Genomic DNA, 15,352 nt, shown 5'->3' on the forward strand with positions numbered 1-15,352 from the left:
TTCAACAGGAAAATTGCATATGAAAAAACTCAGTACCGAATTCAGACTGCTCGCAGGGCTTATGTTCGGGCTGGCGCTACTTCTCTCAGCTGGCTGGCAACTGTATCGCTCGCTGCAAGACTATCGTGAGAATTCACTTCTGGTGACGCATACTTATCAGGTCCTGGATCAGTTATATGAAGTCAAGTCTGGCGTACTTGAGCTGGAAAGCATACAACGCCTGTACTTTATCACTGGTGACGACGTCTTCACCAGCCAGCGCGACAGCAAATCAGCGCAAATACGTCAGGCAGAAAAAAAGATCGCCGAACTGACGGTGGATAATCCACGCCAACAATTATTATACAAAAATCTGGCACTGAAACTGAACGAGAGATTAATTGCTCTCGACAAAGTCCTGCAAATTTACCAGGCGGAGGGTTACCCGGCGGTGCGCAAGCATCTGGTCAGCGGCACACCACGCATTGTCATGGAAGGTCTGCTGGTGCAAATCAGCAGCATGGAAGAAGAAGAACGAGTCTTGCAGCAACAACGCCGGACCCAGGTGGAAAACAGTTTCGTGCAGGCGCGCCATATAGGCATACTGGTACTCATCATCACCCTGGCTGGCGGTGTCTTGCTATGGTGGCAATTCAAGCGTGACCAGATCCAGCGTGCTGAAGCTGAAACAGCGGTACGCGATAGCGAGTCACTGCTCAAACAAGTTTTGGATATCCTGCCGGTCGGTGTCCTGATTTGCAACCGCGAAGGCTCACTGACCACGATCAATCCTGGTGCCAAGCTCATCTGGGGCGGTAGCCGCCAGGTCAATCTGGACCAATATGGCGAATATGCAGGCTGGTGGCCAGATACCGGCAAACGCATAACCTCGGATGAATGGGCGCTGGCACGCACCATGAAAACTGGCGAAACCATACTGGCTGAACTGGCAGACATACGCTGCTTTGATGGTAGCCGCAAAACCATCACCAACAGTACCGCTCCTTTACGCGATGACAATGGCAATATCGTCGGTGGCCTGTCTGTGAATGTGGATGTCACCGAATTCACTATGACAGAGCGCAAACTCAGGACTGCGGCCCATTATGATGATACGCAGGTCAAGGCACAAATCCTGTTCACTGCAAGTTTTGAACGCAACAAGATTTTCGACAGCCTGTTGACCTTGCTGGCAGAACGCCATGGTTACCAAATGTCGGCGCTGTATAGCTTTGATGAATGGTATGCGCGTTTTCGTTGCGAAGCCAGCCATGGTCTGGGGCGGGATATTCCGCGTGAATTTGAACTGGGCGAAGGCTTGCTGGGGCAGGCCGCCCTGACTGGAAAAAGTAATTCCCTGGATACCAGCCGCCTGAGTCTGCAAACCGGACTGGCAGATTTCAGCCCCAAACATGTCTTGATGATACCCGTGATGTATCAGGAACACCGCCTGGCCGTCATGGTGCTGGCCACCACCAATAATGTGATTCCTGGTGAACAGGCATTCCTGGAAAGACTGGCTGGCCAGCTTGGCGTTGCCCTGCACAATCTGCGTCAATACAATGACCTGAAACTACTGGCCGACCAATTACGCACCAGTAGCGACGAAATCGCCGCCAAAAATCAGCAACTGGAACAAGCCAGCCGCATGAAATCAGAATTTTTGGCGAATATGTCGCATGAATTGCGCACACCTTTGAATGCCATCGTCGGTTTTTCAGAAATACTCAAGGATGGTTTGATGGGAAGTTTGTCCAGTCAGCAAAAAGATGCTGCAGTGGATATCTTCAATAGCGGCAAACACTTGCTGGCTTTGATCAATGACATTCTCGATCTGTCCAAGATAGAAGCAGGCAAGATGCAGATCAACCTGGAACCCACCGACATTGCCAGCCTGGTGCAATCCAGCCTGCAAGTCATACGTGAACAGGCGACCCTGCAAAACCTTCAAGTCACTGCCAAAATCCAGGAAGGCATGGGCGAAATCTGGCTGGATGAAGTCAAACTGAAACAAATTATCTACAACCTCTTGTCGAATGCCGTCAAATTCACTCCTGAGGGGGGCAGGGTGCATCTGTCAGCACGCCGCATTGATGGCTATCAGGCGGCGGGGGGGCGCTTTGAACATTATCTGGAAATCACGGTCAGCGACAGCGGCATAGGCATACCGCAAGAGGCACAACCACTATTATTCCAAGCCTTTACCCAGATAGACAGTAGCCTCTCGCGCAAGCATCAGGGCACGGGCCTGGGACTGGCCATGGTAAAACGCATGGCCGAATTGCACGAAGGCAGTGTCAGCATGAGCAGTATCGTTGGCAAGGGTTCGACTTTCTCGATCTTGCTGCCCTGGCGCACTGCCAATCTGCCAGGCAAGTACGGCACGGCGCCAGCGACTCCGTCAGTTGTTAACAGTGTAAGTAGTGACAATAGCCTGGCGAGTGGCGAGTTGCTGGCCCTGATCATCGAAGATGATGACCAGGCTGCTGAAGTCTTGCGCGTACAACTGGAGAGCGAAGGTTTTCGCATTCTGCGTGCCAGCACAGCCGAAGCTGCACTGAACCTGGCCGAAGAAACCCATCCTGACCTGATTACCCTGGATATATTGTTGCCGGGCATGGATGGCTGGGAATTTCTGGAGCGCTTCAAACAACACCCACTGTTTGCATTTACCCCTGTGGTCATCATTTCCATCGTCGCTGACCGGGGCCGCGGCTTGTCACTGGGTGCTGCCCATGTCATGCAAAAACCCATCGCCAGAGAAAACCTGACCACGGCCTTGACGGTGCTTGGTTTTTGCAACGACCCGAAGGCGACGCAAAAAATTGCCCTGGTCGTCGATGATGATCCCAAAGCAGTGAAACTGGTCACTACCCAGCTCGATTCATTTGGCTATCGCACCCTGGGCGCACTAGGAGGGCAAGAAGGTATTAATATGGCAAGGCAATATACGCCTGATCTCATCGTACTGGACTTGATGATGCCTGAAATCAATGGTTTTGATGTGGTGGAAGCCTTGAAAAGTGATACAGTCACTGCAAGTATTCCGATTATTGTCCTGACTGCAAAACAAGTGACCGCCGAAGACAGGATACGTCTGAGTGGCGATGTCAAAAAAGTCATGGAAAAATCCGATTTCAATCATGGCAGATTCATCGGCGAAGTCAGACGGGCCATGACCGGCAGGGGTAAATGAAATGACGCGCGTACTGATCATAGAAGACAATCCCGTGAACATGAAGCTGGCCGCATTTCTATTGCAAAATGCCGGCCATGAAGTGCTGCAAGCCGTAGATGCAGAGCTGGGCTTGCAAATTGCCAGGGAAGAATTACCTGAATTAATCCTGATGGATATGCAGTTGCCAGGCATCGACGGCATCACCGCTACTCGCCAGCTCAAAGCTGACGCAGCAACCAAGCACATCAAGATCGTCGCCCTGACCGCCTTTGCCATGAGCGGCGATGAAGAGCGTTTCCGTGCTGCAGGTTGTGATGCCTATATGGCAAAGCCGATACGCTATCAGGCATTCTTGTCCCTGGTTGAATCCATACTCAAGACTTGAACACCCGCTGACAGCCTGTGGCGTGTAGAGTAAACTGACGGCATCAGAACAAAGGTGCTCCATGAAATTTGAACATTTAGTTGAAATCAACGATCTCAGCAATCCCACAATAGAGGTCATCAGCCGCGAACAGTTGTGGCGCGGCCTGGTCTTGCGGGCAGAAATGCCAAAGCTGTTTGTCTCTTACCTGGATGACGCCAGCATCATGGACCGTACTGAGGCCAGCATGAAACGCACCCTGAAGTACGGTACGTTGGAAGTCACCGACCGGGTCAGCTTTACCCACCTGGAACACGTGCATTATGATGTAGCAGCCCAGAAGGACATACCCCAGTCTTCATTGCGCATGAGCATAGAAGAGCCGCAACCAGATGCGCTGTTTGTCCGTTTCGCCTATGACAGTGGCAACGTTGAGCCAGAAGATGCGGAAGCGAAAATGTATAACGAATACCGCAAATCCGCCTATCAGGAAGCAGATGTGGAAACCGTGCGCATCATCCGTGAACTGGCAGAAAGCGGGCGGCTGGATGCACTGCCGTCCTGAACAAGATTAACAAAGGCACAAGGATTGCTGAGCCGCCTGCATTTCGGGGATAATGCGGCTCTGTAATTCCATTCCTCATTTAGCCCATCTATCACTACTCCAAGGTTCCCATGACCAAGCGCACTACTCCTGCTACAAAGAAGCCTGTCCTGGCTGCTCTGGACTTACCTGCTCCGGTACAAACCACACGCTTGAAGCGCAAGCAGTTTGCCAGCACTGGCGACGTGCATATCCAGGGTGATGCCGTGATTGCCACCCAGTTCATCGTCGGCGGTGATTGCCTGATTGATGGCGATTTAGAGGCGGAAGAAGTGTTTTGCCTGGGCAAGCTGACTGTCACTGGTGATATCCGCGTGCAATCCCTGTATGTCGGCCATGCGCTCGACGCCGGTGGCAATATTGACGTGGAATACCTCATCAAGACTGGTTGCAGCGCCGACTGGATGGCCCGCATGCTGGAACTTGACCAGCGCAAACCCGCGGCAGATGGCAGCAGCTATATGGACATACTGGTACATCCCGCCATCCTGGCGCGCTATGACCATCATGATGCCTTTGGCGGCTTTGGCGATATCCAGGCACTGGGTTATGTTGCCTGTGCCGACCTTGATTGCCATGGCAATGTGCAACTCGATGATGTGCTGGAAGTCGGTGAAATCCAGTTTGTTGGCGGCCACTTGTCGGCGGCAGCCATCCATGTTGCGGGTGATTGCAATTGCCAGGGCGAGTTGTTCAGTGAAACCGATATCCAGGTCGAAGGCGCTCTGTTTGCTGCCAACCTGATTTGCCAGGGTAATCTGGATGTGGCCAGTATCCACAGCCAGGGCGACATCAGCAACTGGGGCTATCTGCGTGCCACCGGCGAAATCAGCAGCTTGCGCGGTGAAATCCACAGCGGTCGCTGGATCGCCACCAAGGGCAGCATTTATGCCGCCAAATACATCAAGTCTGGTGAATCCATCGTCGCCGAAAAAGGCATTAGCTGCGGCGCGGATTATGGCATCCTGGCAGCCACCAGCCTGCCACGCTCACGCTGGGCAACTCATGGCTTTGTGTCTGCGGCAAGCAAACCGCGCCTGCTCTTGTCTGGCCAGTTCGTTGAAGGCAAAAAACTCAAGCATATCGATGCACTGGAAAAAAAGCGTGAGACCGAACTTGACTGGGAAGTGCCACGCCGCCTGAAGCGTGAAATGCAGCCCGTTTGAAGCTGATCCTTTGATCAGGTAATGATGAAAAAAGGCGCTGCAAGCAATGGCTTCCAGTGCCTTTTTGGTGAGCACCTACAAACCAGGATCGCTGTCGCTCGCCCACAAGCGTCGCAATAAGTATATTCCCAGAGCGGCAGACAGCAAGGCCGCCATGTAGGCTCCTGCAGTGGGTTGCCAGGCAACATTTCCCCCCTTTGAAACCGTCATTCTGTAAACGCAGATGGCAGCGCCATTAGAAGCCGAATGCAAGATGATGCCCGGCCACAGGGAGCGTGTTTTCTGATACAGCCACGCGCACAATACGCCGACTATCGTGGCACAAAGAAACTGGTAGATGTTCATATGTGCCAGGCCAAACAGGCAGGCAGAACCCAGGATTGCTACCCAGCGCGAATACTGTTGCAGGAAACTGCGCAGGATAAGGCCGCGAAACAGCATCTCTTCCAGCACAGGAGCAACCAGGCAGGCCGTGATGATGGAGTGCACACCATTGGCCATCATGTCATCGAATATTCTTTGCTGGCCATCAGGCACTGGTTGCCAGGCTTCCAGCCAGCCGCCCAGAACACCCAGCACCATCTCCAACCCCGGCACCAGCAATAGTACCGGCACGATCAATAGTAAGGTCCTGTTCCTGGAAACAGCAGAGGAGTGGAACAATTCTGCATAACTCATGCCCTTGTAGTGCAATACGCCTGTGAACAACACGGCATTGGACAAGACCATGATGACTGCATCGACTTCATCCGGGCTTATGCCGGTCCAGCTGCTGCTGTCCTGTACCAGAAGACCGACCATGAACTCTATCCCCAACAAGAAGACGAGCAATAAGCAGGCTTCCAGCCCTGAAGGGAAATTTTCGTGTTTAGGTGTCATTGCTGTTGGCCAGCTTCATCTGGCCTGGAAACCAGAACAATGCAGACCTGAACTTGAGCCACCATCGGTACACACAGGCGCATTGTCTTGTCATCAGGGTTCATCAGTTAAGGCCAGGCTTTCATGGGGAGTTCATTATATTCGATGCGCTGGCCTAAGCATTTTCCGCATATTTGCCGCATATCACTTTTTTCAATACGGCAAGATTAATCTTCAGGTTACAATTACTCACATTTTCTGTCCCAGACAACCAAACTGCTTTACTTCCCTGAATTTCATTGAATTTGTGCAAACATTACAAGATTTTTTACAGCGATGGCAGCAGCGAGGAGTCTATACCCGTTTATTCCTCCCCATCTTTGTATTGATCGTCTTAGTCAGTGGCTTGCGGTACTACCTGATGATCAATGCAGAAGTCAGCGATGCCAGACAAAGACTGACTACAGAATTACGCCATACCGCGCACTATCTGATCCCTGTACTCAGCAGCTTGTCCATTCAGGGCAATACAGCTGCGATACACAAACTGCTGGTACAAGAGGTGGAAGTCAGCCCGGCACTCTCACGCATCAGTTGGCAATACAGCCAGCATCAAATCCAGGCTGAGGATGCCAGCGCACCGGCATCCGGTGCCCCAGCATGGTTTGTCAAACTTTTATCCTGGGAGGCTGAAAATTCAGCCAGGGAAGTCAGGTTGCAGGATGGGAATATCGCTGTCTTGCATTTAGAAACCAGCATTGCTGGTGAAAACCGGCATGTCTGGCAAAAAGTCATGGACCAGGCAAAAATTTCGCTACTCACCATATTTACGATTTATTTCCTGCTGGGTCTGTTGTTGCGCTCGAATGCTCGCAGCATGCACAGTCTGGCTGAGGCAACTGACAAGTTCAAGAGAGGCCAGCATAGCGTACGTATGGCCATCACCGGTACGGCAGAAGCGCGCGCCCTGGCGAGGACTTTCAACAGTATGGCTGATGAAGTGCAAGCCTTGTTACTGAGCTTGCAACGCAGCCAGCGCGCCAATAGCGAGCAACTCCACTTCACCTGGCAATTGATACATGCCTTGCCGATACCAATTTTTTTTCAGGACCAGTATGGTATTTGCCAGCGCATCAACCACGCCTGGGAAGAACTGTTCGGCTTGCGCGCTGCCGATGTGGTTGGCAAACCCATGCCTGTACTGGCACTGCATGCCAGCAAGCGACCGCAACAAGAAAGCGGGCAAGACAAGCTGGTCATGGAAATGCAGATACAGGCAGCCGGAAAAATTCTGGATGTGATTTACTACCAGGCCAGTTTCACCAATGTCGATGGCAATGCCATAGGCAGCATAGGTGCACTGATTGATATCAGCGAGCGCAACCAGGCACAAGCAACACTGGCTGCGGAAAATGTCAGGGTAGAAACCACCCTGGCATCCATCGGTGATGCTGTTATCAGTACCGATGTGCATGGACGCATACTGATGCTCAACAAGGTTGCTCAGCAGATCTGCGGCTGGAGTCGCAAAGAGGCACAGTCGCACGCACTGGCAGACGTGTTTTCCCTGACAGATAGCCAGCAACGTAGGCAGTTACAAGAATTCTTGCAGCAAATTTGCCAGGGCACCGACATCTTGCAGGCAAATAATCAGATCTTGAGCGCGCGTACAGGTCAGCGATTTGAAGTCGACTTTACGGCAGCGCCAATACGGCAAAAGAATGGCAAGGTCATGGGTTGCGTGCTGGTGTTTCGTGATGTGAGCGAAAAACATCAACTCATGCAACAACTGCGCTGGCAAGCTGGCCATGATGTACTGACTGGACTGGAAAACCGTGCCGCCCTGAGTGAAAGGTTCAGCGCAGCGATACAAACGGCGCACACTCATCAACAATGGCTGGCTGTATGCCTGCTGGACCTGGATCATTTTCAGGCCATCAATGAAAGCCATGGCCAGGAATTCGCCAACAAATTATTGCAGCAGGTAGCCCGCCGTCTGGAGAGCAGTGCAGGTACTGAGCACCATGTTGCACGCCTGGGTGGTGATGAGTTTGTGGTGCTGCTGCAAAACCAGCAAGATGTCGCAGGCGTGGAATTGAATCTGGCCCTGCTGCTGGCTGAGCTGGCGCAGCCGTATGAGATAGAACTGCAAAGCATCAGTCTGTCTGCCAGCATAGGCGTGGCCATTTATCCACGCGATGATGTCAATGCTGACACCTTGCTGCGCTGTGCCGACCAGGCAATGTACCAGGCCAAACTGAACGGCCGCAATCAATTTCATTTGTTCGATGCCGAGCAAGACCAGCAATTACGCACCCATCATAATCAGCGGGCGCGCATACGCCAAGCCCTGCAACAGGATGAATTGCGGCTGTATTTTCAGCCCAAGGTGAATATGCGTCAGGGCCGTATCATAGGCATGGAAGCCCTGTTACGCTGGCAACATCCCGAACAGGGCATCGTCGGGCCGCTGCAATTCTTGCCGCTGATAGAACATACCGATCTGATTATTGACGTCGGTGACTGGGTCCTGCATCAAGCCATGGCACAATTGCGCGCCTGGACCGCCCTGCATGCAGAATGGGTCATCAGCGTGAATATCGCAGCCCGCCATTTTCAGTGCAAGGACTTCGTCGAACGCCTGCGCAAGATACTTGCCGCTTACCCTGATGTTGCACCAGAAAGGCTGGAAATCGAGATACTGGAATCTGCCGCCATCCAGGATATCCAGCATGTACGCGAAGTCATGCTGGCTTGCCAGAAAATCGGCGTCAGCTTTGCCCTCGATGATTTTGGCACTGGCTATTCATCCCTGTCTTACCTGAAGCGCCTGCCTGCCGATACCCTGAAAATCGATCAGAGCTTTGTACGGGATATGCTGGAAGACAAGGATGACCTGGCGGTCATCAGCGCCATCATCGGCCTGGCGGATGCATTCAATCGCGCAGTGATAGCCGAAGGCGTGGAAACTGCAGAACACGGTGTCGCGCTCTTGCGCCTGGGTTGCGACCTGGTACAAGGTTATGGCATAGCCCGCCCCATGCCAGCCACACAGATTGAGGCATGGGCAAAAAATTATGTTGCCCCCACCGTCTGGGACCATGGTAAGGATCTGGAATGGGAAGGTGCGTGACAGCTGGCCAAAGTTAACCTATCGGAGACTTTATGAAAACAATATCCGGGCAATGCAGTTGTGGAGAAATTGCCTATCATCACCCTGCTCCGGCAGTACAAATCGTTGCTTGTCACTGCAGCCTGTGCCGCCGCATGACAGGAGCCGCATTATCTTCTTATGTAGTCGTGAAGTCTGCTGAGCTGGTCTTCACTCGGGGCCAGCAACTGTTGAAAACCTACGCCGTTACCTCACATACCCAGCGCCATTTTTGTACAGCCTGCGGCACATCCATCTATAACACCAATCAGGAAAAATACACTGGCCTGAGCATGCTGTATCTGGGTACTGTGAACCTGCATGAAAGCTTGTCGCCACGCATGGATATTTATTGTGAAAACAAACTATCCTGGTTGAGCATCACAGATAGCAGCCGGCATTTTGAAAACACACCCACCAGGCCTTGAAAAGAAAAAAGCGTATCAATTGCAGGATACGCTTTTTTTCACGGCTACTGATCGCTTATTTTTCAGGATACCTGATCGTCATTTCCTTCAACAAATTATCGGCATGATCAACTTCTTTCATGACCCATAACATGTAGCGGATATCTACCTGGATAGCGCGTGTGATGGCGGTATCGAAATACCAGTCCTTGGTGATGGACTCATACGTGGAATCAAAATTCAAACCCACCAGTTCACCATTTTTATTCAAGACGGCAGAACCGGAATTACCACCGGTAGTATCTGCACTGGACAAGAAATTGACGGGCACGGTTTGCAAAACTGCGTCCTTGAAGACGCCATAGCGTTTTTCTTTTACCGCAGTCAACAAACTTTCCTGCATATTAAATGGTGACTTGCCGGTGTGCTTCTGGACTATACCTTCGACTGTCGTAAATGGCCCTTTGCTGATGCCGTCACGTGGTGAGTAAGGTGCTACCGTGCCGTAAGTCACGCGCAGGGTGGAATTGGCATCGGGGTACACAGGCTTGCCCTGGGATTTTTTCCACTCGATAACAGCTTGCATATACTGGGGAATGACGCGCTCCAGATTGCCATCAAGTTCCTTGCGACGGTTTTCCAGCGACATTGCAGTGTCATGCAATTTCACTGCCAGGCGGATGAAGGCATCATCTGACTGTTCGAACGCTTTACGGTCCTTGCTCATCCAGCCCAGGCGTTTCGCGGTTTCATTCAAAGAACTCTGCTGATACAAGCCAGCGACGCTTTCCGGTGTGGGCAACAATACATCCAGGCCTTGTATGTGGGACTTGGCAGCTAATTTATTATATCTTTGCAGCGCAGCAGTGAACCTGGCCTGATCCACATTCGGCAGATACGATTGTTCCAGACGGCTGAGTTTGCCAGCAATGATGGTCATGTCCCGCTGCTGATAGCCGGTATGGCGCTCAGCATCCGGTTTTTCAATTTCAATGGCGAGGCGATACAGGGTACGCGCACTCTTCAGCAACTCACTGGTGCTGGCGACGGACCAGGCGAACTCTTCTTCCGACATGGCCATGTCGGCCGTGATCAGAGTATCTAGTTCCTTGAGCAAATCCTGCTTGCTGCCATGCTGAGCATACCAGCGACGGAATTCAGCATCTTGCCCATCCTTGATGGCAGCAATGTCTTTACGTGCAAAACCATCAAGCAAGCCTTCGGTCTTTTTCAAACCATTGCTGATTCCCTTGACCACACTGGCATAACGCACAGCGGCAGCGGCATTGCCTTGGGTAGCTGCGGCGATGACGGCCAAGTCTGCCCTGGATTCTGTTACTTTGGCAGGGTAGCTGACGTCACGGGCAAAGCGTATCTCTGCTGGCAATTTATAGCGGCTGGTACGGCCAGGATAACCGGCCATCAAAATCGGGTCGCCATTTTTTAAGCCCTGGGCAGATACCACCAAAAAGTCTTTTGATTGATAAGGTACATTGTCAGCAGACGGGTCGGCAGGGCGACCATCCTTGCCTACATAAGCACGCAGGAAAGAGTAATCACCGGTATGACGCGGCCATTCAAAATTATCGACGTCACCACCAAAATTGCCTATCTTGTCTGACGGCGCATAGACCAGACGCACGTCACGTATCATCATCTGGCGTATACGGTAATACTCCAGGCCACGGTGAAAACTGGGAACGGAACAACGGTATGCCTTGTCTTGTTCACATTCAGCGACCAGGGCCTTGATGCGACTTTCCACATGTTCTGCCCTGGCACGGCCTGACATGGCAGCATTCAGGCCCTGGCTCACCAGTTCCGTCACATTTTCGACTTTGTCGGTAATGTACATGCGCGCATCGGGGCCAGCAGGCAATTCCTCAGCCAAGGTTTTCGCCAAAAATCCATTGGCGATGTAATTTTTTTCTGCTGTCGAATTTCTTTGTACCGCACCATAAGCACAATGATGATTGGTCACCACCAGACCGGTACTGGAAACAAAACTTGCCGAACACCCACCCAGCGACACCATGGCAGACATGGGATGCTTGTTCAAGTCTGCCAGTTTTTCTGCTGGCATATTGATGCCTATGCGTTTTAACTCAGCCTTCAGTTGGGGCAATTGATACGGTTGCCACTGACCTTCGTCAGCATGAGCAAATGAAAAAACGCCCGCAAGGGCCACAGGAAAAGCAAGGGTTTTAAACAAAATACACTCCAAAATGAGTTCTGACAGTACGGTATGACATCAGGCCGCAGTATAGCTGCGCCCATCAGGCCAGTCATCGCCAGTGGTGGGATTTTTCTGAGATTTCTCTAAAAATTATGCTGGTCTATTGGCTATTTATTATTAATTCAGCACAACTAGGCTTAATTACAGACAAATCTACTGGCAATTAGTTCATGCTGTTTTTCATGGCGGCCACGGATAAGCTTTTTATTATTCCATTTTACGAAATAATCAATTCAACATGAAGGCTATTCTTATATTTCAATGAAAGGCTCAAACTAAGCACTGCGCAATAGGGCGCTTTGGATACTGATACTTAACACTTAGGAAAAATCATGAGCCGCATCAATCTCGTCACTAAAGAAACTGCCAATGCTGAACAACTGGCCTTGCTGGAAGCAATACAAACAAAACTGGGCATGGTCCCAAATTTCTTGAAAGCATTCGCCAATTCACCTGCTGCCTTGCGCGCTTTTCTCGGCTTGCACGGCATCGCTGGTGAAGGTAGCCTGGACCCGCAAACCCGCGAACGTATCGCCCTGGCTGTAGCACAAAAAAATTCCTGTGAATATTGCGTTTCTGCCCATACCGCCATAGGTCGTGGCACGGGCTTGAACAATGAAGAAATGGCGGCCAATCGTGCTGGCAGCAGTCAGGATGCCAAAGCAGCCATCGCCGTGAAATTCGCCCGTTCGCTAGTCGAGCACGGTGGTGAAGTCACTACAGCAGAAATTCTGGAAATGCGCGACACGGGTTATAGCGATGCAGATATCGTCGAAGTGATCACCCATGTGGGTATGAATATCCTGACAAATATCCTGGGTAAGGCCAGCCGCCTGGAAATCGACTTCCCTAAAGTCAATCTGTAATTGCAGTCAGAAACCCGTCCCGTAACAGCAAGGAGATCACCATGTCACGCGCATTCGCCGATATCAGTTTTACCCCCAGCGTAAAGGCAGCACAAAGCCTGTATGGCAGCCGTGAGGCCAATCGTGGTTTTGAACTGGTGGAAGAAAAACGTGACTACTTGCTGGAACGGGACACGGAATTCATTATTGCCCGCGACAGTTTTTATCAGGCAACAATTTCGGAAAACGGTTGGCCCTATGTACAACACCGTGGTGGCCCAGCCGGCTTTCTCAAAGTCATTGATGAAAAAACCATAGGCTATGCCGATTTTTCGGGCAATGCCCAGTACTTAAGTGTAGGCAACCTGTTTGCCAGCGACAAGATTTCTTTGATACTCATGGATTATGCCAACCGCCGCCGCTTAAAAATTTGGGGCAGGGCGAAAATCGTTCATGAAATTGAAGACCCGCGCCTGATCGCCAGGCTGGAAATGTCCAGTTACCGCGCTCGTGTCGAACGTGCCGTGGTCATCACGGTGGAAGCCATAGAATGGAACTGCCCCCAACATATCACACCCAGGTTCACCGACAAGGAAGTACAAGTCATGCTGGCCAGTCTTCAGGCTGAAAACCATCTGTTGCAAGAGCAATTAAAGCAACAGACTCTGCCTGTAAAACCAGCCCGTCTTGGCAATGGCCCATTGGAGCTGGTCATTACTGGCGTGCGCCAGTTGAGCCCGCGCATACGCGCATATGAGCTGCGTGATCCGGCAGGTAAAGACTTGCCTGCCGTGGGTGCTGGAGCACATTTGCGCGTGCCAGTTTTGCTGGCCAATGGACAAGCTGGCACACGCCAATATTCCATCAGTTCCGCCGCGAGCAAGTCTGACGTATATGAAATTGCTGTACTGGCCGAACCTGAGGGCCGCGGTGGTTCGATGGCCGTACATGAACTGTATGGGCTGGGAATGCATCTGTATTGCGATTTACCACGCAATGACTTCGAGCTGCTTGCACATGCGGCACCAACCATACTGATTGCCGGTGGCATAGGCATCACGGCCATCAAGCCCATGGCTGAGCAATTGAAGGCCCAAGGGCAGCCATTCACATTGCATTACGCTGGTCGTCAACGCCAGGCCATGGCATATCGAGCAGAGTTGCAGGAAAATTTGGGCGATGCCTTGCATCTGTATGCGACTGACCATGCCCAACGACTGGATATCCACCGGACGGTGGCTGAAGCCAGCGAAGAAAGCCTGATCTATGTTTGTGGCCCTGCCAGCATGATCGCTGCCGTGCTGAATGCGGCAGCAGCATTGGGCATGGACAGGGAGAGAGTGCGCTATGAAAGATTTGCTGCACAAAAATCAGCAGATGATGAAGAAATTCGGGTGGAGCTGGTGCGTAGTAAAAAAGTTATCCAAGTCCGTGCCGACCAAAGTATCTTGCAAGCAGTACGTGCGCACGGCATCACTGCAGATGCCGAATGTGAAACTGGAAATTGCGGTACATGCGCTGTGAAGCTGCTGGGCGGACAAGCCCAGCACAGGGACTCGGTGTTGACAGAGGCAGAGCAAAAAGACCGCATCTGCATCTGCGTTTCACGTGCACAGGCTGGAGAACTGGTGCTTGACCTGTAAATTTATTCTTGCAGAGATAAGAATATATCGGTCACCATCTGATGTTCAGGCACATCCGGGAAAATACTGATGCGCTGAAAAAATAAGGGGAAGTCACGCAGACTACGCTGGCTTTGCGGCAGCCAGCTGCCATACATAAAGCGCACAGCGCCAGCCAGTTGCGCATCGCTGCCAGTGTGTCGCAACACAGCGCACTCCCCGGCTGGAATAATTTTGTTGACGATCCCATATTCATTCTCTGCCACTGGCGCAGTGACTGCGGCCGCGAGATCAAAACGAAAATCGGCTGCGGGCGTTTGCTCAGGATCGTCATAGATGAGATTAAAAGTCGCACTGAAGCTGGGCGGCAGTTTGTTGAGCTTGCGCCAGGTTATGAAACGCAGAATGCTGTTGGGCAGCAAACCGGGGGCACCGCGATGTTCCAGCACGGCGATACGGGTTTCCGGAAAATTAACGAAGCGTACATCGCTGTTTTGATATGTCATGGGCATATACTGTTCTCTCCAATGGTTGATGGTCAGATTGCTGTTCTGCCAGTTGTCCCACTGAGGCTGTTTCCTGAATTGTGCCGGACTTAGACCAAGGCTTTTTTTAAAAGCGCGTGAAAAAGCTTCGCTGCTTTCATAGCCATTATCCAGGGCAATATTGATGACCTGCTTATGGTGACGAAAAGCCAGTTCATACATGGCCTTCCTGAGTTTCAATAGCTGCACATAGCGAAATGCCGCGACACCAATGTATTCAGAAAACTGTCTGTGGAAGTGAAATTTTGAGAAAGCAGCAACTTCACTTAAACAATCAAGCGTCAAGTCTTCATCCAGATGTGTATCGATGTATTGCAGCACCCTTAGCATACGCGTTTGATAGCTGGACTTGCTCAATGATTTCTCCCTGGCAGGCTGCAGAATAAACAGTCTTGCG

General features: G+C 51.5%; 11 protein-coding genes. 8 read left to right on the forward strand and 3 right to left on the reverse strand.

Features of this window, described 5'->3' with window-relative positions:
* Positions 1 to 19 precede the first annotated feature (19 nt).
* The 4 genes from Q8K39_RS12470 (at position 20) to Q8K39_RS12485 (ending at position 5,291) form a co-directional block, all read left to right on the forward strand.
* A complete protein-coding gene (locus Q8K39_RS12470) occupies positions 20 to 3,175 on the forward strand; it encodes a response regulator (RefSeq protein WP_305260596.1) in 3,156 nt (1,051 codons plus the stop codon).
* Position 3,176: 1 nt separating this feature from the next.
* A complete protein-coding gene (locus Q8K39_RS12475) occupies positions 3,177 to 3,542 on the forward strand; it encodes a response regulator (protein ID WP_305260598.1) in 366 nt (121 codons plus the stop codon).
* Between the two features lie 61 nt (positions 3,543 to 3,603).
* The gene (locus tag Q8K39_RS12480; RefSeq protein WP_305260600.1) at positions 3,604 to 4,086 is read left to right on the forward strand and encodes an SRPBCC family protein; all 483 of its coding nucleotides are present in this window, start codon (positions 3,604 to 3,606) and stop codon (positions 4,084 to 4,086) included.
* A 110-nt stretch (positions 4,087 to 4,196) separates the two neighbouring features.
* On the forward strand, positions 4,197 to 5,291 hold the full coding sequence (locus Q8K39_RS12485) for a hypothetical protein (protein WP_186955749.1): 1,095 nt from the start codon (positions 4,197 to 4,199) through the stop codon (positions 5,289 to 5,291).
* A 75-nt stretch (positions 5,292 to 5,366) separates the two neighbouring features.
* On the opposite strand, the gene Q8K39_RS12490 is transcribed toward Q8K39_RS12485, so the two are convergent.
* Complete coding sequence (locus Q8K39_RS12490; RefSeq protein ID WP_305260602.1) at positions 5,367 to 6,170, reverse strand: CPBP family intramembrane glutamic endopeptidase; 804 nt, start codon at positions 6,168 to 6,170, stop codon at positions 5,367 to 5,369.
* 286 nt (positions 6,171 to 6,456) lie between these two features.
* Between Q8K39_RS12490 and Q8K39_RS12495 the strand changes: the two genes are divergently transcribed.
* On the forward strand, positions 6,457 to 9,282 hold the full coding sequence (locus Q8K39_RS12495; protein WP_305260604.1) for an EAL domain-containing protein: 2,826 nt from the start codon (positions 6,457 to 6,459) through the stop codon (positions 9,280 to 9,282).
* A 32-nt stretch (positions 9,283 to 9,314) separates the two neighbouring features.
* Positions 9,315 to 9,728 carry a GFA family protein gene (locus tag Q8K39_RS12500; RefSeq protein ID WP_305260606.1) on the forward strand — a complete coding sequence of 138 codons (414 nt, stop codon included), beginning with the start codon at positions 9,315 to 9,317 and terminating at the stop codon, positions 9,726 to 9,728.
* 55 nt (positions 9,729 to 9,783) lie between these two features.
* Here the strand turns inward: Q8K39_RS12500 and Q8K39_RS12505 are convergent, their stop codons facing one another.
* Positions 9,784 to 11,919: a S46 family peptidase gene (locus tag Q8K39_RS12505; protein WP_305260608.1), complete on the reverse strand. Its 2,136-nt coding sequence runs from the start codon at positions 11,917 to 11,919 to the stop codon at positions 9,784 to 9,786.
* A gap of 356 nt (positions 11,920 to 12,275) precedes the next feature.
* On the opposite strand from Q8K39_RS12505, the gene Q8K39_RS12510 reads away from it, so the two are divergent.
* Together Q8K39_RS12510 and Q8K39_RS12515 are read left to right on the forward strand one after the other, a co-directional pair.
* Positions 12,276 to 12,809, forward strand: coding sequence for a carboxymuconolactone decarboxylase family protein (locus Q8K39_RS12510; RefSeq protein ID WP_305260610.1), 534 nt, complete (start codon positions 12,276 to 12,278; stop codon positions 12,807 to 12,809).
* Positions 12,810 to 12,850: 41 nt separating this feature from the next.
* The gene (locus Q8K39_RS12515; RefSeq protein ID WP_305260612.1) at positions 12,851 to 14,431 is read left to right on the forward strand and encodes a 2Fe-2S iron-sulfur cluster-binding protein; all 1,581 of its coding nucleotides are present in this window, start codon (positions 12,851 to 12,853) and stop codon (positions 14,429 to 14,431) included.
* Positions 14,432 to 14,433: 2 nt separating this feature from the next.
* Here the strand turns inward: Q8K39_RS12515 and Q8K39_RS12520 are convergent, their stop codons facing one another.
* Entirely contained in the window at positions 14,434 to 15,312 is an 879-nt protein-coding gene (locus Q8K39_RS12520) for a GyrI-like domain-containing protein (protein ID WP_305260613.1), read from the reverse strand.
* Positions 15,313 to 15,352: the final 40 nt, after the last annotated feature.

The organism is Undibacterium sp. (assembly GCF_030683615.1).
GTDB classification, from domain to species: domain Bacteria; phylum Pseudomonadota; class Gammaproteobacteria; order Burkholderiales; family Burkholderiaceae_D; genus Undibacterium; species Undibacterium umbellatum.

Excerpts from the sequence above, each read along its gene's own strand:
- Q8K39_RS12500 (WP_305260606.1), top strand. The coding sequence starts at position 9,315 with ATGAAAACAATATCCGGGCAATGCAGTTGTGGAGAAATTGCCTATCAT.
- Q8K39_RS12510 (WP_305260610.1), top strand. The coding sequence starts at position 12,276 with ATGAGCCGCATCAATCTCGTCACTAAAGAAACTGCCAATGCTGAACAA.
- Q8K39_RS12475 (WP_305260598.1), top strand. The coding sequence starts at position 3,177 with ATGACGCGCGTACTGATCATAGAAGACAATCCCGTGAACATGAAGCTG.
- Q8K39_RS12515 (WP_305260612.1), top strand. The coding sequence starts at position 12,851 with ATGTCACGCGCATTCGCCGATATCAGTTTTACCCCCAGCGTAAAGGCA.
- Q8K39_RS12480 (WP_305260600.1), top strand. The coding sequence starts at position 3,604 with ATGAAATTTGAACATTTAGTTGAAATCAACGATCTCAGCAATCCCACA.
- Q8K39_RS12490 (WP_305260602.1), bottom strand. The coding sequence starts at position 6,170 with ATGACACCTAAACACGAAAATTTCCCTTCAGGGCTGGAAGCCTGCTTA.
- Q8K39_RS12470 (WP_305260596.1), top strand. The coding sequence starts at position 20 with ATGAAAAAACTCAGTACCGAATTCAGACTGCTCGCAGGGCTTATGTTC.
- Q8K39_RS12485 (WP_186955749.1), top strand. The coding sequence starts at position 4,197 with ATGACCAAGCGCACTACTCCTGCTACAAAGAAGCCTGTCCTGGCTGCT.